Source organism: Micromonospora polyrhachis (assembly GCF_014203835.1).
Classification (GTDB): domain Bacteria; phylum Actinomycetota; class Actinomycetes; order Mycobacteriales; family Micromonosporaceae; genus Micromonospora_H; species Micromonospora_H polyrhachis.
The window spans coordinates 4,476,978-4,497,971 of record NZ_JACHJW010000001.1 but is presented as its reverse complement, the minus strand read 5'-3'; the positions used below and the strand labels follow the sequence as shown (position 1 = coordinate 4,497,971).

Below are 20,994 nucleotides of genomic sequence, written 5' to 3'. Positions count from 1 at the left end.
GCAGTCGCGCATGTTCTCGCCTCGAACGTCGACGGCCACGGGGCACCTCCACCATCACCACTGATCGCAAATGCGAGGGCTTGGCCACAGCCGTGGAAGTGACGCGAAGTCGAAACCCCCATCCATTGCCGCGGTTGTCTGTGCAACCAGCCTGCGGGTCCGCCCCATCCCCTGACGATGCGTAGACGTTCTAGTGTTGTCCTAGTTTCGGCTCGCCTGCGCCCACCGTCGTCTACTACGCTGCCGACTGCGACAATGACGCCGAGTGCACGGCCTGGGGGATAGCCCGTGGAGACGGTGCGGCGGTGGACCGGCCTCGAGGCAAGAGCACTACGCCTGGCGTTGCGCATGAGCGTGCGCGGCTTCGCCGAACACCTGGGTGTCAATCCGGCGGCCGTCTCCAACTGGGAAAAGCGCGGTTCCGCGACCCGTATGCGCTATGAGACCCAGCAGATGCTCGATGTCGATCTGGCGCGATCGCCGACCGAGGTCAAGCAGCGGTTCGCCCAGACCCTCAAGGCGACTATGGCCGCAAGTTCGAGCGGCTTACCCGCACCTGCCGACGACTCCGGGCCCGCCATGCAAGATCTCGGCGCCCGTTCCAGGGAACGGACGGCAGCCATCCTCACGACGCTCGGTGGTCAGCAGCCCGACGATCTCGTGTACACGCCTCCGGCCGACGTCCAGCGGCTGTTTGCGGACTTCCTCGCCTCGACCGCGCGCGTCTACCTGGTCACCGGCCCCCCGGGCTGCGGCAAGACCAGCTTTACCCGCCACCTGGCGTCGCAGGCTCCCGGAGTGGATGTTCAACTGCTGACCGCGGAGTCGTGGACCGAGGACGTCGACCTGGCGCGGGAGATCCTCCGCTACGGCTCCCTGCCAGCCGGCGTAGATCCGCTGCTGACCCTTGAGGGTGAGAGCCAAAGCCTGTCCAGGCCGCTGCTCGTCGTCATCGACAGTCCGCAGTCCCGCGCCGTGGTGGACAAGGTATGCCGCCAGCTCGACGGCACGCTGCGGCAGGTGCTCTCGGGCAACCTGAAGTTCCTGGTCGTACTGCGCACACCGCCGGACGTCGAGCTCGCGCCCTACCCCGTCCTATCGGCGGCGGTCATGCCCGGTCAGAATCACGGTGCCGGCCCGTCGCTGCCGCTGGACCGCTGGGACGCCGACACGGCCCGGGACGTGTGGAACACGCAGCGGCACGAGAGCGAGCCCCCGTTCGACGCCCTGCCCGCGAAGATTCGCAACTTGGCCCGCCTGCCGCTGTACATGAGCCTCATCCGGGCCGCCAAGTCGACCGAGCCGCTCGGGCAAACCAACGCCTACCGGCTCGTGGAATTCTGCGTTGCCTCGATCTTGAAGGCGGCGGGCCTGAACGTCGAACGTGCGACGGCGGATCTGATGGCACTCGCGCGACGGCAGCTCGCCTCCGCATGGCCGCATCACCTCCTTCCCCCGATCCAGAACGACCCGCCAGGAAATCTCGGTGACCTCACCATGTCCTCGATCGCGAGACTCGTGCGGTCCGGCCCGTTCGGCGGACTGGCGTTCCATCACGACGTCATCCGCGAGTACCTCTTCGCACGGTGGCTCGCCCAGCTCATCGAGTCCCACGGACGCTCGAGCGTCACCATCGAGCTGCTCAACGACTTGGCCGCTCGCACCAGCACGTCGGCCGACCTGCGAGGCGTCCTGGAATTCCTTTTGCAGGGCTTGGATGCGACCTCACCGGAGCTGCTTGCCGCCGTCGCGCAGTCACCGTCGGTCAGCATCACCGAAACGCTGCCATTGATGCTCGATTTCACCGGCGACGCCTCCGCCTTCGCCACGGCCGAGGTGCTGCGCATGTGCGCCTCCCGGTGCCTTCACGACAATGGCCTTTCCCTCGCCAGAGCCCTCCTGCACACCAGCACAGCCGCCACGGCGCTCGGTGCGGAGTACTCCCGGTGGATGTTGCGGGTGCTGCGCCGCTTTGGCCCGGCAGTCTGGTCCGACATCGTGGCGTGCGTCGAGACGCGGCTGCCCATCGCGGCCATCCACGACTTCATCCGTCTTGCGCAACTCAACACCGTAGAAGACGCGGTGTTTATCGCTCGACACTTCTACGTCTTTCTCGCCACCGACGACGGCAGTTCCCAAGAGCTGAAGGCACTGCTGGCCCACCCCGACTGGCGAGCCCGCGCCGCCCTCGCCGAGGGGATCCGAGCGGGCCGCGCTATCCCACACCCTACGATGATCTCGATCATGGAATCGTTGGCCGCGGACCGCGACTACAAAGTCCGCGCCGCCGTCGCCGAAGCCGTCGGCCGCTCGGCCGCACCCGGCGTGGAACACCTACTCGCGACTCTCCTCGACGACCGGAACTGGCACGTCCGCGAGCGTCTCCTCCAAGGGCTTGCCGCCCGAGTCGGAGACAACGACTCGGCCGCCGACCTAGTCATCAGGGCCCAGGCGGCATGGCGAAACGGTCCTCGAAATGTCCGAGTCGCCGCCCAGCGGCTCCTACTCAAGTCCGGCAGACAACCGATCCAGGACAAGGACTCATCTCGCAGCGCCCTGTTCGGCCTGCTCCGAGAAACCCGCACCGGTGCCCTACGGCTGCCCACGAACGTCCAATCCGCCCTGGTCAACCAAGGCATCGCCTCGGCTGACTGGCTCGTTCGCACCGAAGCCAACCTGCTCGTCCAAGACGGCACAGCCACGAGCACGGCTGGAGGCATCAGCAAGGAAGCCTTCCGCCGTCTCCGAGACGGACGCGCACTTCAAGTCGCGCTCGACGTCCGCGACATCGACTACGCCATCGCCGTCGCACGGGCCGCCGCCAACGCTGGGGTGCAATTCATCGAGGTCGGCGACCCACTCGTCAAAAGCGTCGGCATTCAAGCCATCAGCGCCATCAAGCAGCAAACGCCCGATGCCTGGATCGTCGCCGAGATGATGTCGGCAGATTGGGGACGCGACCAGGTGGTCCTCGCGACCGAGGCCGGAGCCGACGTCGTGCTGCTCATCGGACCCGCCAGCATCGCCAGCGTGTCCGCTGCCGTCGAAGCGAGCAAACGGCTTGCTGTCCCCATCATCATCGACGTGCCCGAGGGCCGGTTGGTCCAAGGCTGGGTCCAGGATATGGAACGCGCGGGAGTCGACGGCTTCGCCATCACCACGAACATCGACTTGGGCGTGGCCGGTTTCCACCCACTCGACCAGGCGCAACTCATCAGGTCGTGGACCAAGCTGCCGGTCGCGGTCTCCGGTGGCTTCGAACCCACCGACGTCGAAGCCAGCCGACGACGCTCCTGGGACATCCTCGTCGTCGGTCGCGGAGTCACCGACTCCCTAGACCCCGCCATCGCCGCGCGGGACCTCGCCGCATCGATCGAGCTCACCGAAGGAAACCGCTCATGATCATCACCCCGCTCACGGTCGACCGCATTCCCGACCTCGAGAAACTGCTGGCGCTCGGAGAGCCGTACATCAGGCTACGGGGCTCATCGGACTACTGGCTGTACGCCACGATGTTCGCCAACACCTGCCCACTCGCCATCGTCGACGGGCAGGTCGTAGGCAGCGTGATCGCCTTCCGAAGCCAGATCGACCCGTCAGAGATCTACCTGCAGGACGTGATGACGCACCCCAGCCACCGACGTCAAGGGGTCACGCGGGCGCTCGTAGAAGAAGTTCACCGCCAAGGCGCCCTCTGGGGGTGCCGGCGCCTCTTCCTCACATCAGAACCCGACAACCACGCCGCGCACGCGGCATGGCTCGCCTTGGGCTTCAGCAACGTTCGCGGAGACACCAAAGAGCAGGGCGTGTCCGTGATCAACGACTACAAGGGGCCGGGGAAACACCGCGCCGTGTACGAGCGATCGATCTGCGCCTAACATCAAGTGGCCCCTTGCGACCCCAACGCCGGAGGTGCACGGCAAAGTGGATCTCGACGATGTGTGACGCCAGTGGGTGAGGGCGTGAGTGTTCCGGCGAGATCTGCGGCTCGCGCAGCTCTGCGGGTAGGCAGAGGCATGTTCGCGGCGGCGAGGCGCGTCCTCCAGCGCGTCATTTGTCGCGCTTATCGCCAGTGCCATCAGCGATCCCCCGCGCCGATTGCGGGCTGGCGGTACCCATGGGCTGCGCCCGCCCCTGTCAGGGCGGGCGCAGGTCACGCGGCGTGGGGTCGGGCGGTGGGCTGGTGGTGCAGGCGTAGGAGGCGGGCGAGTTTGGCCGCTTGGTCGATGTCGGGTATGCCGGCTTCGGCGGCGAGGGCTTGGATTTCGTCTTCGGTCTGCGGGTCGGTCAGGTAGCGGGCCATCGACAGCGTCCCCGGCAGGATTGGATCGCTGCTGTCGGTCGTGGCCTCGCCATCGGCTGTCCGCGTGGGCGGGGTCGGCGGCGACGTGTGTGGTGTTTTCGCGCGTGATTGCTGGTCACGGCGTGTGGCCATGTCCCTCCCAGGACGGCTCGTGGTGTGAGGTCGAGGCGTCTGGCCATCGGCAACTCCTTCTCGGTCGTGAGAACTCGCTGAAGATCGGCCGCCGGGTCGCGTCGTCCGTGGAACGGCGGATCGGCGACGGTCAAGTGGGCGCGGACTGTAACTCTGGCGGCCTCGGAAGTGAAGACGTGCGCCACTCACAGGAACTGTCACGGCAGGACTGGTGTGAGCACAGTGTCTGTCGCCGGGAGCCCGCCGACAGACGTGTGGCCGGTGGCGAGGCGCCTGCTCCGCCTCCGAAGTGCGGTTCGAGCCCGCCGGTGCGGGCCGCAGGCGAGGGAAGGCCGTCGCTGCAGGGGGGTAGCGGGTGTGGACGGGATGGGCGCCGTGTGAAGCTGGCAGGCCATCCCACGCGCCGTCCTTCCCGCTGGTCCCATTAGACGGTCCGCCCGTCCTGGCTGGGCGTGGTGTGGGTGGGGAACGCGTCGTCGTGGTCGGTGTCGGTGTAGGGCAGGTCGATGAGGCGGTGGCGGCCGGTGCTGCGGCCGGCGAGTTGCCAGACCTGGTCGGCGGGGCTGGCGCCGGTGGCGGTACGCAGTTCGGCAGTGGTGGTGGCGATGGCCGTCTCCAGGCCGGGAACGGCGGCGAGGCGGTGGTGCAGGTTCGCCTCGCGGCGGGCCGAGGGCAGGTGGAACAGGACCGGCCACGCCCACGTGCTCATCGCGTACAGCCGTTCGTACTTGGCGATCTTCTCGGTGAGGATGTCGAGGCGTTCGCGGCCGGTGTCGTACTCGAGGAAGAACGGTACCGAGCGGTCCTGCTCGGTCCACACCCCGGCGCCGTCCGGGCGGGGCAGTCCGGTCGATCCATGGACCATCATCTGCGGGTTGCCGCCTGCCCGGTAGAGTACGCCGGGCTCGTGGAACGCGGACGCGGGCTGCCAGCGGACCAATCGGCTGTCGGGGTGGGCGCGGGCGTGGGCGTGGGCGGCGAGGTCGATGAAGACCTGGTTGCCGCCGAGCAGGTGCGGCAGGTCCGGCCGCGAGGTGAGGGACTGTTTGCGGCGGCGGGCCTGGTCCCGGCGTGGTCGTCCGAGTCCGCGTTGGGCGTGGACGTGGTCGTAGCCGAGCTGGTCCAGGACGTAGTGGTACGGGTAGGAGCCGCCGTAGGCCCGGTTGGGCCGGAACCTGTCCACCGCCCGCAGGACGGTCAGGCGGCGCAGCCGGCGTTGGGCGAAGTCCAGGGACGGGAACAGTGCGGCGGCGATCTGGTCGGTGGTGAGCACGCCGTGGTCGTAGAGCCAGCCGAGGAGCCGGTCGTCGCGGGCGGTGATGCTGGCCTGTAGCCGCAGCAGCGGATCCACAGCGGGTAGCGGTTTACGCATGGGCGGCCCCTGGGGGGAGACCCCAGACTGGAGGGTCTGTCTGGAGCGGTATCGAACCGGTGAGAGCGGCCCTGACCTGGGCTGTGAGCGGGATCGGGGGGTCAGTTCGGGGGTCAGGATCAAGACGGACGGTAGAACGGGGATCGACGCCGCCACCGACACGGCCGGCCACAACGGACGGGGCGTGACGGTGCCGTGAGGGGATGCGTGAGTCGGGCCGGTAGCGGCGCTCGTGGTTGTCGCTGTGCGGGGACATCATCGTTGTTGCTCCTTGTTCAGGGTGCGGATAGGCGCGGGATACGCAGCCCGGCCACTGCTGGGCGGGAGTGCGTTGACAGGTCCCGTCAGGTTCTGACAGCTCACGGGCTTCCTGACAGACGCGCGCTGGTCTGACAGCGGCGGTTCGGTCTGACAGACCTGCCAGGTCGGGGATCTATCACGCGGCCTGCCGCGGTGACAGATCCGGTGCGGGCGGGGTGGTCTCGGCGCGGAGGACGCGCACAAGCGCCGACGCTGTGGCGTTGGACAGCTGGTGCCCCTCCGCGCGTAGTTGTCGGGCGAGCGCCTTGCGGGACAGCAGGGTTCCCTCGGCGGCGAGGGTGCGGGCGGCGGTCCGGGCGGCCGGGACCAGCGCGGCGACCTCCGGACCGCCGTCGTCCGTCGACACCTCGGTGTCCCGGCGGTCCGGGACCGCCGTACGCCGGTCCGCGACGGCGGGGCCCGCGGTCGTGCGGTCCTGGACGGCAGCAGCGATCACGGGGACCGGCTGGTGAGTGTCCGGGACCGGCTCGGGCTCGGTCCAGGCGGTCCGGTGGGGTGGGGCGGGGTCGGCGCGGCCGAGGGCAATCTTCACCATCGCCAGAAAGCCCAGGGCTGGCAGGGCGGCCGCGATCCAGCCGATCACCGACGCCTCCGCCTCCACCACCTGCGCCGCCAGGGACAGCAACACCGCCAGGACCAGCACCGTGGCGGGGAAGGCGACGCTCCTTTCCAGGCGCCGGTTGCGCCGCAGCTCCAGACCGGCGGCGATCGACGTCAACTCCAGGACGACGGCGTCGGCCCAGGCCAGCCAGCCCGGCTGACCATGCCCAGCCGCGACGTCATGCACATGCGTGAACGATGCCGCCCCGGCCGCGCCGCCGATCAGCAGCATGATCGCCACCTGGGTGCGGTTCTCCAGCCGCTCCCGCCTCGTGCTCTCCTGCTCTGGTGCGCCAGGGTGACGTTGGTCAGGTGAGGCCAAGGGCCCACCACCTGGGTTCAGGCGGGACGTGTACGGCCGCGTTCGACGTTGCCGAGGGGAGGCGGGCCGTGACGGCAGCCGCCGCCTCCATGGGGTTGAGGTGTGGGGTCACGTTCGTGCTCCAAACGGTTGAAGGGTTCGACATCAGACGATTAGGGTTCCGTCCCAGGCCGCGCATGCCCGGCTCCGGTCCGTTCCCGGACAGGCGTGCCCCTGCCGGGTGACGCCCGGTCGGACGGACCCCTAACGGGTGCAGGGGGACGGCAGAAAGTCACTATGGTCGAGTCAACGAACACGCAGACCATGCAGGGGCAAGCATCAGGGCAGCAGGCGTCGCCACAACCCGCACAGCAGGCTGTGGTCAACGCGCGGACACAGGGGCAGACGGCCAAGCCGAGTCGCAAAAGATCAGTACTCGCCACGGGTAGCGCCACAGGAGCGTCAGGGGTGGTGCGGCACCTCAACTCGCCGACGGACCATCCTTCATGTGGGACCTCCTATCTCTCCACGTCCCGCGGCGTCGGTACGAACAACGGCAGGCACCCCGGTTGTGGGGGTGCCTGCCCGCTGCATGTGTGGCCAACCGCGCCAGCCGACGCTGCGGGAACGTGTCTCCATTACGCCTCCGAAACCCAACAGAGTCAACCTCCGATTCGCAACGGATCAGGCACCGAGTCTTGCCACCCGTCCCTCCGGGTGCTATGAAGTCCGCCTGCATCCGTCGCAGTCCCCGCACGTCCTGCCCGATCATTGGCGGAAATACCTGTAAAGCCGCTCAACTGTCGGGACTGCTATCTCTCTTGGTGGAATCGGCTCCGAATGGCGCCGCCGTGAGGTCTGCGAGCGTCCTCAAGACGGAGGGCTCGATGTCGTCGCAATCGCCGTTCGGGGTCGTGCAAGGATGGGAAGGGATCCAGGTCTCCCTCTGCAAGTGCGGTGATGTCAGGAGCGCGAGGCCCGCCTCCATCGATCCGCGTGCCCAGGTTCATTGCTCCCGGCATGGGCCCACCGCGTGCTTTCATAAGGGCCATGCAGCCGGTGCCACCTGACGTCCTTTCCCGGCTCGATCTGGAAGGAGCCACGTGTCGAGAGGCCAGTGCCGAGGAACCCTTGATACCGTCGTCGCCGGGCACCTCCGAGCTGAATGAACGCGCTCCAGAATTCGCCTCGTGGCTTGCCGGCCAACTCCAAGCCGGACTAACGCCTTGCCGCGGTCTTGTCGTCGCGGTCGCTAAACCCGAGACCGGCAGCAGGCCGGTTGCACTCTGGGGTTTCGCCGAGCGAGTGACCTTCCGGGCGTTGACCGATCTTCTCATGGCCGAGGCCAAACACGAGGTGGACCGCTCCACGGAGGGATACCGGACGTTCGCCTACGCACCGCTGGCGTACGCCCAAACCCGGGGCAGCCGTGTAGACGCCAACGGCAACAGCGAGTTGTCCTGGCCGGATAACGCGGTCGTCCAGTACGTCGTGAAAGCCGACCTCGCGTCGTTCTACGACTACGTCGACCATGACATCCTCGCCCGCGAGCTACTCCTCCGTACGGGGGACTACGCCACTATCGAGTGTCTGCTCGAGCTCCTGCTCGAGGTCCAGCGCAGGCGCTACGGACTTCCTCAGCTGCTCGAGCCTTCGGATCGGCTCTCCGACCTGTACGCGAGCCGGGTGCTGCGCGCGCTGCGCCGCAAGCAGTGGGCTGCGTGGCGGTTCAACGACGACTTCCGAATCGCAACCGACACGTTCGAGGACGCCAAACGAGCGCTCGACGATCTGGCAGCAGCCGCCCGCGATAACGGGCTGACGCTCAACGAATCCAAGACCCGCACACCATCGTTCCGCGCCTACTGGGAGAAGAACGAGGTACCCGAGTACGCCGATGATGACGACGACAGCGACCCTCAGTGGGCGCTCGACATTCTCAACTCGACCGTAACCCCCCGCGATCTGGCAACGGACATGGTCACCGACAACCGGATCAACCTGCACGAGGCCGACCGTGCCGCGATCCGCGCCATCCGGAGTGCGCTAATCAGGCTGTCGGATCCAGCAGAACCACGGGCCGTCGACGTGATGCCGAAGGTGATGAATATCGTCGCCTTCGCCGCGTCCACGACACCGTATGTACTCCGCTATCTGAAAGCCATGGCCAACCTCGACCGTCCCGCGGTGACCCGCACCGTTACCGCGATCGCCACGGAGGTCAGCCTCAGCGACTGGCAGCGCCTCTACCTGCTCCGCGCTATCCGCGAACTCGGCCTGCTGGACTCGGACCCCTTCACCGCTTGGATCATGGCCAACCGTGCGCAGCGGTACGAGCCTGTCGTGCGCGCCGAGGCCGCACTTGCCCTCGCATACGCGAACAAGATCGAGGCGCAGGAGATCGTCCGCGCCCTCGACGAGGAGCCATCGGCATTGGCAACCTGGTATCTGGTTGCCCTACGACGCCTGCGCCACCATGGAGCTGTATCCCAGGAAGCCAACGATGCCGTGCGCGACGAAAGCGGCCTACACGCGACGATCCTGGCTCAGCCATGACACCAGAGCCCGTAACACTCAAGATCACCGAAGACGCCCTCGAAGAGCTGATCACCACCTACGCACGACACACCGCGACAGCAGTCGGCCGTTCGCGAGACCGGCCCCGCCATCGCGTCGGCCTCGATCGTGACGCTGCGTCAGCCGACCGGGCTGCCTGTTGGCTTCGGATGGTCAGCATCGTCGAGATCTACACCGAGGCCCTCCTGAGACATCTCGCCGATGAGGCTCCTGGCCGAGCGCCCGGCGGCTGGAGCGACGTCATCGGTCTCCTGCGGCGACGGCACAACATCGACGTGGCTGACATCCCAGCATGGGAAAGGCTCGAGGCGTGCCTTCTCGTACGCAACGCAGTCGCCCATGGTCTCGGTCGCTTCACAGCAAAGCAGCTTGAGAAAGAAACTCCCCGCAAGATACGTGTCATCGGCGTGCCGGTACGCGACGGCATGGTCGTTATCACCGCGACGTCGCTGGCCGACTGTGTCGAAACCTGTCGCGAATTCATCACCAAGCTGGACACGCACCCGCAGGTCACCGCCGAGGCGATCACCGCGCCCGCCGCCGCCGACACCTGGGCCCAAAGATTGAGCCATTTCCATCCTGATGGTGCAGGTCAGCGGCCTGGAGAAGCTGGTAGCCGGTCGAGGTGAGGTCCCCGGTAAGACAGCAATCGACCAAGAAAGATGCCCCTACCGGGAGCCTCCTCGGACCGGGGGTGCCGCTGGCCGGAAGTCGACCTTGCTGGCGATGTCGTACGTCCGCAGTACAACTGACTCATGGCCCACGCCGAAGACCTCCCACCCAGCGTCGCCAGCATCGCTGAGTACCTCGCCATGATGGCCAGGGGCTACGACAACCACCTGAAGTGGAACGAACAGGCCAAGTTCAAGGCCGACCTCATGAACGCCCGCGCCCGGTGGCGCGGGGTCGCACCTGAAGCCTTCGCGGCGAAGCTACGCCGCGAAGGCATGCGCGAGGAGGACATCCTCGAACTTGTCGACTGGCTCAAGAGGGCTCAGGCTGGCCGGCGTCTCATCCCGCAGCGCACATACCGAGATCACATCTTCAGCCCACCTCCTGAAGCCCCGAGCGGTGGCCAAGGGCAGAACAGCCGGGTCTGGTGACGCTCGAAGCACAGGTTCCGTGCGTGGCGGTTGACGATCGGCTTGCTCAGCCTGTTACGCCCCACCTTCCGGTTCAACGGGATCGAACGTCCTGAACCCGCCAGCCGGCACGCATCCGCCCATCAGAGCAATGTTCTCCAGATGGTTGCGCGTGAAGATTTCGGTGTAGACCATCCGGTCCTGGAGCGACTGCCGCCTACCATCCAATCGGAAGCCAGCCCAGGCCTGGATCTCCGGCGCGATAGCGACGCCCGTCAAGTCCGCCGTGATCTCCCATGGCCGCAGCGGTCGGCTGGCCGTGAAGCGCCCGACCACCAGTTCTCGCTCGATGTGGCTGTACGGCTCGACGGTCTCGTCGAACTGAATGGTGACGCCGCTTGGCGGCGCAACCCGGATGCGGTGCTCGTCAACACGGCCGAGCCCGACGTGGAGCGCTCGGTGGCGGTCCTTCCGAGCCAGCTCGTTGACCCACCAGGTCAGGTTGCTCTCTGGGCCCCATGGGGACTGGTAGGGCTGCGACTTCTCAAGCGCCTCAATGATCTGCACCGGCAACATCACGAGGCGTTTTGCTTGGCTCTTGAACTCGGCCGGAGTCGAGCAGATCGGGTACTGGATGCGCTCGGCCTGCGGCGGGGGATTCTGGCCGGTTGTCGAGGAGGCCAGGGCGTAGATCGCGTTGTCGAGCGACGCCCGCAGCGCTGCCAGCCACTCGGAGAAGATCAGGGCCAGCTCGACCGGCGCTGGCTCGCGCATGACTGCCAGGATCTCCAACGTGCAGGGATCGACATTCCGGACATCAATGTCCCACGGATGCACCGAGATGTACTTCGCCCAGCACTGAGCGAACTCCTGGCGCTTGACGGACACACGGTCGAGTCGCGCGAAGGCGCGATCGTAAAGTTCCTGCACAAGCGCTACGCCAGCTTCTCGAGGAGTAGGCGCAGCCTCTTGGCTCCCCTGTCGGAGACGCCCTGCGACATAACGTAGGACGCCGCTTGCTCTGGCGCGAGACGCCCGGACTGGACATGGTGCCCGAGGTGAGCGCGAGCGTGCTGCTTCTCGTCCGGCCCAGTCCAACCGTTATTGCCGCCGAAAAACACCGCGCGATCGAGGTCGGCCTTGACGTCGTCCGGGATGCTGCTCGTGCTCGTACTTCCGTCGAGCAGATTGATGGCTCCCGCACCCGCCGCCCACTCAGCAAGCGGGAAGCTGACCGTCTCCACGACCGCGAGCGAGTAGCCGCGGGCAAGATCGAGCGCGAACTTCAACGTTCGCTCATCCGGCACGTAGGCCAGCACCGGACCGCGATCGAACCGTTGCTTGCCCTGCGGCGTGGCCCGACCGCCACGGCGAGCAATCTCGTCCAGGCATCCGATGCCGACGCCATTCTGGACGGTGTTGGTCACCAGGAGTGGGGCTACCCCCTCGATCTTGCTGCGCTCCCAGATCCAGTCCGCAGCAAGGTCGGCGGCGTCCTCCCAGGGTCGCTCCGGGTCGTCATCGGGTACCCAGGCGGCGGCTTGTAGGTACGTCGAGGGGTGTAGTTCGACCACTGGAGATCACCCTTCTCGAATCCTCGGGGTTGTTGCTGCCTTGAGCTTCCCACGCGCCACCGACAGTTCAGGAGGCGACGGGCGTGCGTGAGGTCGAGTCTTCCGTAGCAGTTCCGCGACGTGGCTCAGGCTCCACGTGGACAGCGGGATCGTGGCGGGATAGGTCAGCACGAAGCTCCTCGGACAGGCGACATGTGTTTTGGTCGATCACCCCATCTACCAGGAGCTTGTCTATCTTCGACGGTCGACACCCGGCCCCCACCGATCGAGCGGACCGGCCCTGCCAGCTCTTTTGTCGTGCGTAACGGTTGGCTTCGACCTGTTGCAGGACGAGGATGTCCCGCACGATCGTGGTGGCTTGGCGTGGGCAGCAGCGTAGCTTGGCGAGGATCTCCAGGCCTGACGGTGGAGATGGCTCTTTCACCGCAGGCGCGCATCTTTGCTGTGCGGTTCACGGCCTTCTGCCGGGTGTCAGCTGCGGCCACCACGGAAGCCCTCAGTCACCAGCCCAGCACCATCTGAAACTCTTCGATACAATCGGGATGTCGGCTCGCCCGAGGGTGGAGTGAACTTGTCACGACCGAAGTCGGACCGTGCGACCGTTGTCAGCACGATCATCGCGCTTCTCGCCCTGGGCTGGGGCGTCTACGCCTACTACTTCCCACCTGCCGCCCCAGCTCCACCGGCGGCAGCCACCACGCCCGCCGCAGGCGCCGCCACATCGTCGACTCCTTCGCCCAGCGCAGAACCGGGGCCGAGTGACTCGGTGCCGCGGGCGCTGAAGGCGATACCTGCCGCGTTCGAGCGCTTCTCGCAGCGAGCCGAACGCGACCGGTACAAGCAGTCATGGTGGGAACTTGCCCTGGCGTGGCTGTTCCTCATGGGCTTTCTAGTCTGGAGAAGCATCGAGTACTTCGACCGTGCCATCTGGGTACCACTGTTCGGCGCAGGCTTCATCTACTACTTCTGGCCCTCCCTGAGCTGGTGGGGAGTCACCGCCAGCACCATCGGCGGCCTTATCGCATGGGCTATCGCAGGACTTGGATCCGCTGGTGCCTTCGAACCTCAGCCCGGCACCCACACGCAGGCATCGGCCTCCGATCGTTCGAAGCAGCAACCCGATCAGGAGGTCCAACAGAACCTGCAAGATCAACAGAGGGGCGGAGCAGCCGGATTCCGCGAACACTAAGCGAACTGCCCGCCTCGCGCCCCGCTCCGCCACGGGACCATTCGGCGGTGCCAGCAATCGATGCCATAGCCGGCTGGCACCATGCCGCCATGGAGGAGTCGACCAAGCCGGTGCCCACAGACTTGGACCGACAAGCGACGGCTCGTGCCCTGCTAGTGTCCTGCGCCAGAAATTCGCCTTATAAGTGGGTGTAGGCTACGAGGATGCCAAGAACCGGGCGTCCGACCCCACCGTTGACGCTGACGGACGAAGAGCGGGCGACGTTGACGCGCTGGTCACGGCGGGCGAAGTCGTCGCAGGTTCTGGCGATGCGGTCACGGATCATCCTGGCGTGTGCCGAGGGCGCCTCGAACGTCGACGTGGCGACGGAGCTGGGTGTCCATCTGTCCACTGTGGGTAAGTGGCGGCGGCGGTTCCTGAAGCTGCGGCTCGACGGCCTTATCGACGAGCAACGGCCGGGCCGCCCGCCGTCGATCAGCCTGGACCAGGTGGAACAGGTGGTGGTCGCGACTCTGGAGCAGGTACCACGCAACGCCACGCACTGGTCCCGCACGTCAATGGCCGAGCGATCCGGGCTGTCGAAGTCCACCATCGGGCGAATCTGGCGGGACTTCGGCCTCAAGCCACACCGGGCGGACACGTTCAAACTGTCCACCGATCCGCAGTTCATGGAGAAGGTCGTTGACGTGGTCGGCCTGTACCACAACCCGCCGGAACGGGCCGTGGTGCTGTGCGTCGACGAGAAATCCCAGATCCAGGCCTTGGACCGCTCCCAGCCGGTACTGCCGATGATGCCCGGCATGCCGGAACGCCGCACCCACGACTACGTCCGTAACGGCATCACCAGCCTGTTCGCCGCGTTCAACGTCGCCGACGGCACCGTGATCGGCCAACTCCACCGCCAGCACCGCGCCACCGAGTTCCAGAAGTTCCTGACCGCGATCGACAAGACCGTGCCCGCCGACCTCGACATCCACCTGATCTGCGACAACTACGGCACCCACAAGACCCCGGCCATCCGGGCCTGGCTCGCCAGACACCCCCGCTTCCACATGCACTTCACCCCGACCGGCTCGTCCTGGCTCAACCAGGTCGAACGCTGGTTCGGCTACCTCACCGAACAAAAGATCCGTCGTGGCGCGCACAAGAGTGTCCGGTCCCTTGAGGCGGACATTCGGGCGTGGATCACCGACTGGAACAGCAATCCACGTCCCTTCATCTGGACCAAGACCGCCGAAGAGATCCTCGAATCACTCGCACGATTTTGTAGGCGAATTTCTGGCGCAGGACACTAGTGCCGTGACCACGAACGTTCGCGGTGTTGGGTGACACGCCGTCCGGCCTGTCGGCTGGGCGGCGTCGTGGCGGTCAGGCTGTGGCGGTGGCAGATCCTGTACGTGTGCGGCGGCTCAGTGACCAGGAGGGTCAGCAGCTGCTCAGAATTACTCGCCGGGGAACCGGTTCAGCGATCCGACTACGGCGGGCGATGGTCGTGCTCGCCTCGGCCGGCGGGAACACGGTGCCGGCGATCGCCCGCCTCGTCCAAGCCGACGAGGACACGATCCGGCAGGTCATCCACCGGTTCAACGAGATGGGGATGGCCAGCCTGGACCCTCAGTGGGCGGGTGGCCGTCCCCGCCAGATCAGTCCTGACGATCAAGCGTTCATCGTCGAGACGGCCAACACCCGCCCCGAGAAGCTGGGGAAACCGTTCACCCGCTGGAGTGTGCGTAAGCTCGCCGACTACCTGGGCTCGCATACTGCCCGCCCGATCCGTATCGGGCGGGAGCGGCTGCGGCAGATCCTGCACCAGCAGAAGATCACCTTCCAGCGGACAAAAACGTGGAAGGAGTCCACCGACCCTGACCGGGACACCAAACTCGCCCGGATCGAGTACGTGAGCAGCCACTTCCCGCAGCGGGTGTTCGCGTTCGACGAGTTCGGTCCCCTCACGATCCGCCCGCAGGCCGGCGCCGGGTGGGCACCGGCCCGACACCCACACCGGCTGCCCGCGAACTATCACAAACTGCACGGCGTCCGGCAGTTCCACGGCTGCTACAGCATCGGTGACGACCAACTCTGGGGCGTCGTCCGATGCCGCAAGAGTGCCGTGAACACCCTCGCCGCACTCAAGTCGATCCGCGCCGCCCGTCCGGACGGGGCACCGATCTACGTGATCCTGGACAACCTGTCCGCACACAAAGGCCTCAAAATTCGCAGGTGGGCAGCCCGGAACAAGGTCGAGTTGTGCTTCACCCCGACCTACGCCTCCTGGGCCAACCCGATCGAGGCCCAGTTCGGGCCGCTACGCACCTTCGTCATCGCCGGCTCGAACCACCCCAACCACCCCACGCTGACCCGGAAACTGCAGACCTACCTGCGCTGGCGCAACGCCAACACCCGCCACCCCGACGTCCTGGCAGCCCAACGCCGCGAACGCGCCCGCATTCGCAGCGAACGACAACGACAATGGGGCCAACCCGCCACCCGCGCAGCCTGACCCCGACACTCTGAACGTTCGTGGTCACGGCACTAGCCGTCCTCAGCCATCCCCAGGTTGCCAGCAAGGCCGACGAGCGGCTACTCGAAGCGCTATTGCTGGCCGGGCTGCGATGCATCCCCGGACTGGCGGACGCCCTGTTTCGGTGCGGACCCGACGTGGCCTTCGACCTCGGCCAACGCGGAAGACAGGCGGACATCGTGGGAACACGCGCAGGCCAGATCGTCATCGAGTGCGAGGTGAAGATCCGCTCCAGGCTCAACTCACAACAAGACGACGATACGCAGCTCGACAAGTACGCCTCCCACGCTCCAGCCGAAGCGCAGCTGTTCCTACTCACCACACAAGCCCATCACGCCAAGCTCAGTGCTTATCTGGCGCACGTACGAAGCCTGGACCGCTGGTCGCTGCTGTGGCTGCCCGACGTCTACACCGCTATTGAGAAATCGGCCGGCCGGATAGCACCTGGCGACGGTTCAGCGGAACGGCTCGCCTGCGCTCTCGCTCGGCTGCGGTAAGGCACCAGCTTCCGTCTCATGCGGCTGGCATCGCAGCGATCCGCCGCAGCGGAAGTCCCGCTTCCGCCACGGCGGACGCACGGAACCAGCCGCGAAATCCGGAGACCTGGCGGATGGGCACAGCAGCGCGACCTTGAAGGGCCGCTGAGCTGGGGTGAGGCGCGCTTTGGCGAGCAGACCGTGCGCACGCCATGGCGCGACGGGCGTGGCGCACGGCGGAGCACATGCCGCGCTGGCTAACGCACTGCAGGTTGCGGCAGTTGCCGTCCTCGTCAGGTTGGTGGGCGGCGGCGACGTCGAGGGCGAGCCGCCACAGCAGCGGATCGGTCACGTCGTCCGGGATGGAGGCGAGGGCGCTGAGTCGTTCGCGGGGCACGGCGAGACACCTTCCGTCGGCGGATGACGCCGCCCCGCCCAGTGGTGGGCGGGGCGGCGGACACGATCGACACTCGCCTCTGCGTGAAGGTCAAGTCGTTCGAGGACTCGGCTCGGCTGCCGTTAGCGGTTCAGGCTGCCTGCTGGTCCTGCGGGCCGAACTTCCACCGCCAGTCGAGGCGGTGGCGGCCGAACGATCGCCGTTCGCCCTTGAACCCGGCCCGCAGGAGCTTGATGTCCGCGACGAGGCGGATGATCTCCCGCTTGACCGCGACGTCGTCTCCGAGTACCTGCCACGCCGGTACAGCCTGATCCCCGATCCGTCCGCGCAGCACGGCGGGAACCCCGGCCTCGGCGGCGCGTTGCTCGTGCTCGGCGATCTTCGCCAGCAGGCGCTTCTCCGCGCGGGCGTAGGCGATCGCGGTGACGTCGCCCTCCTCGCCGAGCTTGCGCCAGTCCTCCAACTCCCCCCGCAACCGTTGCGCCTCCGCACGGGCGAACGCGGCCTCCTCGTCACTGGCGCCAGCGGTGGAGAGGATCTCGTACACGTCGGGGCGGGACAGCCACGCCACCACCACCCGCTGCACGTACTCGTCCAAATACTCGGCCTTCACCGCGGCGCACCGCTTGTGCAGGCAGGAGTACACCTGGCCGGTCCAGCCGTGCCGGTTCACCTTCTGCGACGACAACGGCCCGCCGCAGACGCCGCAGCGCACGATGTACGACAGCAGGTGGACCGCGCGGGCGGGGCGGGTGGTCGTGCGGGACGGGTCGGCCAGCATCCGTACCACCGACCAGTAGGTTTCCTCGTCCACCAGGGCGGGCCAGATCCCGTCACCGACGATCTCCCCGCGCAGCACCCGTTTGCCAATGTAGGCCGGGTTCATCACCTGCTTGCGCAAGACCCCGCGCCGCCAGACACCACCCTGCGGCGCGGGGATGCCGAGCTGGTTCAACTCGGCTTCCCGCACGGTCAGTGGCATGCCTTCGGAGATCTTGCGAAAGTTGTCCCGCACCACCTGCGCGTGCGAGTACTCGGTGACCGTGCCGTCTGCGGCGACCGCCTGGCGGGTCTCCGTGTCCGGTTCCTGGCGCAGCAACGCTTTGGTGCGCTGGTCGTAGATCCGCCGGTACCCGTAGGTGACCTTCCCGTGCGGTCGGCCCGCTTCGGCGGCACCGTTGATGCCGCGCAGCACGTTGTCGCGGATCGAATCGGCCAGCCATTCGGCCTGCACCGCTTGGAAGCCGAGCATCATCCGGTCGTTCTTGTCCCGCAGGTCGAACAGCACCCCGCCGACCAGCCAGAAGTAGAGGCCGACCTCGTGGCACAGGTCGCGGATCTTGACAAAGACGGCGAGGTCGCGTTCCTTGCGGGACACCTCCCACACGACGAGGACGTCGTAGCGGCCAGCGCGGATGCCGTCCATCATCCGCTCGAAGTCCTCGCGCTCCTTCGTCGCGTGGCGACTCGCCGACAGGTTGTTGTCTGTGAACGAGGCCGCTTCCGACCATCCGTTGCGGTGGATCTCGGCCAGGTTCAGGTTGCCCTGGTCGCTGACGCTCTTACCCTGTTCCTTCTTATCCTGACTTGCCCGCTGATACCGCACCGCCCGCACGTCAGCCCCGCCCGCGAGCAGAGCAGCTTTCGTGTCGAACCGCGTCGAAACTTGCCGGGCCGACCGTTTCCGTACCATGACCAGGATCCCTCGATCGATGCGCGTCCCCACATGAACGAAACTAGCATCTAACGATCCTTGACAGTGCCCTCCGAGCAGCCCAACGCGGCGGCCGTCTCGGCCACGTCGAGTCCCTGATAGAACCGGCAGACGAGAGTGACCCGCTGACGAGGCGGCACCTGCCGCAACGCCTGAGCGAAGAGCACCCGACGGGTCGCCGACTCGGCGTCGTCGTTCCCGCTGGCCTGATCCGGCATCTGCGCCACTGAGCGCTCGCGGCGCCGCCACACTCGCCGGGTCTCGGACAAGTACGTCCGCACCAGGCAGGTCCGGACGAACGCATCCACCGCCTGCGGGTCACGAATCCGATGCCAGGCTGTGGCGACCCGGATGAACGCAGCCTGGGTCAGATCATCCGCCCAGTGCCAGTCACCGCAGATCAGGTACGCGGTATGCCGGACCGCCTCACGCCGGGCAGCGAAGTACTCGCTGAACTGGCGCCGACCCTCATCCTCGTCACGTCGCATCCGACTCCCTTCACCATTAGGTGCCTCCCCGGGACGGAATCGGTTGCCTGACTTTCAAAAGAATTTCTCGCGACCGATAAATCCGATTGCCGGATCGTCGCCGGCGCTGCCAGGATCCCCGGATGCCGGTAGCGCGCGTGGATCTGCTGACCCGACAACTCGACATCGCCTGGGCGCTGCTCGAATACCACTTGGCCGACCTGGACGACACGGTCTGCCACTGGGAGCCGGCACCGGTCTGCTGGGCCGTACGACCGGACGAGCACGGTCGCTGGGTGGCCGACTGGGCGGTGCCCGAGCCGGACCCGGTGCCGGCCGTCTCCGTCGGCTGGGTGACCTGGCACATCGGCTACTGGTGGACGACCACCCTCGGGCACTGCTTCGGCTCCGGGGCACCTGAACGTGAAGAGATCACCTGGCCGGGCAGCATGGCGGCGGCGACCGACTGGCTACGCGGTCTGCGAGACGACTGGCGGGCGAACCTGCTGCCGCTCACCGATGCCGACCTCGACTCCGTCGAGCGGACCGCCGGGCTGCCCTGGGGCGAGAAGCTGACGCTGGCCGACGTGGCGGGTTGGGTCAACATCGAGTTGACCAAGAACGTCGCCGAGATCGGCCTGGTGCGAAACCTCTACCGGGTACAGCACTAGTCGAAGAGGCCGTCCGGGGGCAGGTGCCGCCCTTCCCTGACGTGTGAATAGTCCCGGGCCTCCGTCACCAGGCCGGACTCGTCGAAGCGCAGCACCGTACAGCCGGAGATGGTGGTCGGCTTCTCGTCGACGTAGAGCACCACCCAGTACTCCACGGCTGCCGTAGCGCCGTCGACCTGCGGCTCGGCGAACCAGGTCTCGGCGGGGCGAGTCTCCTCGGCGAAGCACTCCGTGACGTATTCCCGAAGCCCGTCCCGCCCCCGGTAGGGCCGGAACATCGATGCCCAGTGGTCGCCCTCTTCGGCCTGCAGGGCGACGATCGCCGCCACGTCCTTGACCGGCCAGGCCGTCGCCCACGTCCGGGCCCAGCGCTGGGCCGCCGCACGAGTTTCCATCCGCTCCCCCGACTGTGAACCACTGCCCATGTCGTGACCACTCCTACCAGCCCCCTCTGACAACCGGCCGAGGTCGTACCCACTGACGAGAAAGTTGGTGAACCACCCGCATGACTGATATTGGTGGTGGACCACGGCCAGGAAGGTACAAAAGTGAAGCTTGCCGAGGCGCTGGCTGAACGGGCGGACGCAGCTCGCCGGGTGGAACAACTTCGTGCGCGCATCACCACCAATGCGCGGTACCAGGAGGGCGAGACGCCGTCCGAGGATGCGCATCGACTGCTGGTCGAGGTCGATGACGTGCTGGAGACGCTTGAAGTGCTGATCCGCCGGATCAACCGGACCAACGCCACTGTCACGATGGGCGACGACGGTACGTTGACCGATGCGCTCGCCCGTCGGGACGTACTCCGAATGCGTCACTCGGTGGTCACCGCCGCTGCGGACGCGGCGGCCGGCAGCCAGCGTGGCCATGCGGTGCGGCAGTTGAGGTCCGAGCTGGCGATGGTCTCCGCTCTTCCCGTCGCGCAGCTACGCGAGCAGGCCGACCGGCTCGCGCGGGAGATCCGCGAACTGGACGTACGGATCCAACGCACCAACTGGGAGGCCGACCTCCTGGACTAGGCGTGGGGCGACAACGTGAGCAGGTAGTCGTCACGGAGGCGGGCACACACCGAGGTCGGCGGTTTCCGACCCCTCCTGGCGCGTGAGGGGCAGCGCGGGGTTCGACTCCCCAGCAGACAGTGCAGCCCAGCATCGCGTACAGGTGACGGGGCACGATGTACAGCTCACCACCACGTGCAGATCCGCGACGACGAGGGCGGGCTCGGGGTCTTCATGTTGTCCACCGCGCCGACGGTCACGTGGGTCCCGGTGCAGGCGGGACCCACGTGCCGGAACCG

19 protein-coding genes and 1 pseudogene are annotated in these 20,994 nt (G+C 66.9%); 11 read left to right on the top strand and 9 right to left on the bottom strand.

What is annotated here, in order from left to right:
* Positions 1-288: 288 nt before the first annotated feature.
* On the top strand, positions 289-3,402 hold the full coding sequence (locus tag FHR38_RS19760; RefSeq protein WP_312882288.1) for an orotidine 5'-phosphate decarboxylase / HUMPS family protein: 3,114 nt from the start codon (positions 289-291) through the stop codon (positions 3,400-3,402).
* Positions 3,399-3,878, top strand: coding sequence for a GNAT family N-acetyltransferase (locus FHR38_RS19755; RefSeq protein WP_184536071.1), 480 nt, complete (start codon positions 3,399-3,401; stop codon positions 3,876-3,878). Before FHR38_RS19760 ends, FHR38_RS19755 begins: the two co-directional genes overlap by 4 nt.
* 275 nt (positions 3,879-4,153) lie before the next feature.
* Here the strand turns inward: FHR38_RS19755 and FHR38_RS32360 are convergent, their stop codons facing one another.
* The 3 genes from FHR38_RS32360 to FHR38_RS19740 all read right to left on the bottom strand — a co-directional run bounded on the left by FHR38_RS32360 (position 4,154) and on the right by FHR38_RS19740 (position 7,050).
* On the bottom strand, positions 4,154-4,303 hold the full coding sequence (locus FHR38_RS32360) for a hypothetical protein (protein ID WP_246446650.1): 150 nt from the start codon (positions 4,301-4,303) through the stop codon (positions 4,154-4,156).
* Between the two features lie 556 nt (positions 4,304-4,859).
* The gene (locus FHR38_RS19745; RefSeq protein WP_184536069.1) at positions 4,860-5,807 is read right to left on the bottom strand and encodes a replication-relaxation family protein; all 948 of its coding nucleotides are present in this window, start codon (positions 5,805-5,807) and stop codon (positions 4,860-4,862) included.
* Between the two features lie 436 nt (positions 5,808-6,243).
* Entirely contained in the window at positions 6,244-7,050 is an 807-nt protein-coding gene (locus FHR38_RS19740; RefSeq protein ID WP_281384887.1) for a DUF2637 domain-containing protein, read from the bottom strand.
* 1,029 nt (positions 7,051-8,079) lie between these two features.
* Here FHR38_RS19740 and FHR38_RS19735 point away from each other — a divergent pair.
* The 3 genes from FHR38_RS19735 (at position 8,080) to FHR38_RS19725 (ending at position 10,709) form a co-directional block, all read left to right on the top strand.
* Complete coding sequence (locus FHR38_RS19735; RefSeq protein ID WP_184536068.1) at positions 8,080-9,585, top strand: reverse transcriptase domain-containing protein; 1,506 nt, start codon at positions 8,080-8,082, stop codon at positions 9,583-9,585.
* The gene (locus tag FHR38_RS19730; protein WP_184536067.1) at positions 9,582-10,235 is read left to right on the top strand and encodes a hypothetical protein; all 654 of its coding nucleotides are present in this window, start codon (positions 9,582-9,584) and stop codon (positions 10,233-10,235) included. The genes FHR38_RS19735 and FHR38_RS19730 overlap by 4 nt, the downstream gene beginning before the upstream one ends.
* A gap of 126 nt (positions 10,236-10,361) precedes the next feature.
* The gene (locus tag FHR38_RS19725; RefSeq protein WP_184536066.1) at positions 10,362-10,709 is read left to right on the top strand and encodes a hypothetical protein; all 348 of its coding nucleotides are present in this window, start codon (positions 10,362-10,364) and stop codon (positions 10,707-10,709) included.
* 54 nt (positions 10,710-10,763) lie between these two features.
* Here FHR38_RS19725 and FHR38_RS19720 read toward each other — a convergent pair whose 3' ends face one another.
* From FHR38_RS19720 to FHR38_RS19710, 3 genes and pseudogenes are all read right to left on the bottom strand, one after another.
* Positions 10,764-11,618: a hypothetical protein gene (locus FHR38_RS19720; protein ID WP_184536065.1), complete on the bottom strand. Its 855-nt coding sequence runs from the start codon at positions 11,616-11,618 to the stop codon at positions 10,764-10,766.
* A gap of 5 nt (positions 11,619-11,623) precedes the next feature.
* On the bottom strand, positions 11,624-12,262 hold the full coding sequence (locus FHR38_RS19715) for a hypothetical protein (protein WP_184536064.1): 639 nt from the start codon (positions 12,260-12,262) through the stop codon (positions 11,624-11,626).
* A gap of 298 nt (positions 12,263-12,560) precedes the next feature.
* A pseudogene (locus tag FHR38_RS19710) lies at positions 12,561-12,729 on the bottom strand (IS5/IS1182 family transposase); the annotation flags it as partial.
* Positions 12,730-12,833: 104 nt separating this feature from the next.
* On the opposite strand from FHR38_RS19710, the gene FHR38_RS19705 reads away from it, so the two are divergent.
* From FHR38_RS19705 to FHR38_RS19690, 4 genes are all read left to right on the top strand, one after another.
* A complete protein-coding gene (locus FHR38_RS19705) occupies positions 12,834-13,451 on the top strand; it encodes a hypothetical protein (RefSeq protein WP_184536063.1) in 618 nt (205 codons plus the stop codon).
* Positions 13,452-13,654: 203 nt separating this feature from the next.
* The gene (locus FHR38_RS19700; protein ID WP_184536062.1) at positions 13,655-14,746 is read left to right on the top strand and encodes an IS630 family transposase; all 1,092 of its coding nucleotides are present in this window, start codon (positions 13,655-13,657) and stop codon (positions 14,744-14,746) included.
* Positions 14,747-14,832: 86 nt separating this feature from the next.
* A complete protein-coding gene (locus FHR38_RS19695) occupies positions 14,833-15,951 on the top strand; it encodes an IS630 family transposase (protein WP_312882111.1) in 1,119 nt (372 codons plus the stop codon).
* Positions 15,952-15,971: 20 nt separating this feature from the next.
* A complete protein-coding gene (locus FHR38_RS19690) occupies positions 15,972-16,469 on the top strand; it encodes a hypothetical protein (protein ID WP_184536061.1) in 498 nt (165 codons plus the stop codon).
* Positions 16,470-16,975: 506 nt separating this feature from the next.
* Here FHR38_RS19690 and FHR38_RS19685 read toward each other — a convergent pair.
* Together FHR38_RS19685 and FHR38_RS19680 are read right to left on the bottom strand one after the other, a co-directional pair.
* The gene (locus tag FHR38_RS19685; protein WP_312882287.1) at positions 16,976-18,451 is read right to left on the bottom strand and encodes a recombinase family protein; all 1,476 of its coding nucleotides are present in this window, start codon (positions 18,449-18,451) and stop codon (positions 16,976-16,978) included.
* A gap of 137 nt (positions 18,452-18,588) precedes the next feature.
* Positions 18,589-19,047 carry a sigma-70 family RNA polymerase sigma factor gene (locus FHR38_RS19680; RefSeq protein ID WP_184536059.1) on the bottom strand — a complete coding sequence of 153 codons (459 nt, stop codon included), beginning with the start codon at positions 19,045-19,047 and terminating at the stop codon, positions 18,589-18,591.
* 122 nt (positions 19,048-19,169) lie between these two features.
* Here FHR38_RS19680 and FHR38_RS19675 point away from each other — a divergent pair, with 122 nt between their 5' ends.
* The gene (locus FHR38_RS19675) at positions 19,170-19,697 is read left to right on the top strand and encodes a DinB family protein (protein ID WP_184536058.1); all 528 of its coding nucleotides are present in this window, start codon (positions 19,170-19,172) and stop codon (positions 19,695-19,697) included.
* Here the strand turns inward: FHR38_RS19675 and FHR38_RS19670 are convergent.
* Positions 19,694-20,092: a nuclear transport factor 2 family protein gene (locus tag FHR38_RS19670; protein ID WP_221449091.1), complete on the bottom strand. Its 399-nt coding sequence runs from the start codon at positions 20,090-20,092 to the stop codon at positions 19,694-19,696. The genes FHR38_RS19675 and FHR38_RS19670 overlap by 4 nt on opposite strands.
* Positions 20,093-20,245: 153 nt before the next feature.
* On the opposite strand from FHR38_RS19670, the gene FHR38_RS19665 reads away from it, so the two are divergent.
* Positions 20,246-20,716, top strand: coding sequence for a DIP1984 family protein (locus FHR38_RS19665; protein WP_184536056.1), 471 nt, complete (start codon positions 20,246-20,248; stop codon positions 20,714-20,716).
* The last annotated feature ends 278 nt before the right edge of the window (positions 20,717-20,994 follow it).

Excerpts from the sequence above, each read along its gene's own strand:
- FHR38_RS19745 (WP_184536069.1), bottom strand. The coding sequence starts at position 5,807 with ATGCGTAAACCGCTACCCGCTGTGGATCCGCTGCTGCGGCTACAGGCC.
- FHR38_RS32360 (WP_246446650.1), bottom strand. The coding sequence starts at position 4,303 with ATGGCCCGCTACCTGACCGACCCGCAGACCGAAGACGAAATCCAAGCC.
- FHR38_RS19725 (WP_184536066.1), top strand. The coding sequence starts at position 10,362 with ATGGCCCACGCCGAAGACCTCCCACCCAGCGTCGCCAGCATCGCTGAG.
- FHR38_RS19730 (WP_184536067.1), top strand. The coding sequence starts at position 9,582 with ATGACACCAGAGCCCGTAACACTCAAGATCACCGAAGACGCCCTCGAA.
- FHR38_RS19680 (WP_184536059.1), bottom strand. The coding sequence starts at position 19,047 with ATGCGACGTGACGAGGATGAGGGTCGGCGCCAGTTCAGCGAGTACTTC.
- FHR38_RS19700 (WP_184536062.1), top strand. The coding sequence starts at position 13,655 with ATGCCAAGAACCGGGCGTCCGACCCCACCGTTGACGCTGACGGACGAA.
- FHR38_RS19755 (WP_184536071.1), top strand. The coding sequence starts at position 3,399 with ATGATCATCACCCCGCTCACGGTCGACCGCATTCCCGACCTCGAGAAA.
- FHR38_RS19735 (WP_184536068.1), top strand. The coding sequence starts at position 8,080 with ATGCAGCCGGTGCCACCTGACGTCCTTTCCCGGCTCGATCTGGAAGGA.
- FHR38_RS19670 (WP_221449091.1), bottom strand. The coding sequence starts at position 20,092 with ATGGAAACTCGTGCGGCGGCCCAGCGCTGGGCCCGGACGTGGGCGACG.
- FHR38_RS19675 (WP_184536058.1), top strand. The coding sequence starts at position 19,170 with ATGCCGGTAGCGCGCGTGGATCTGCTGACCCGACAACTCGACATCGCC.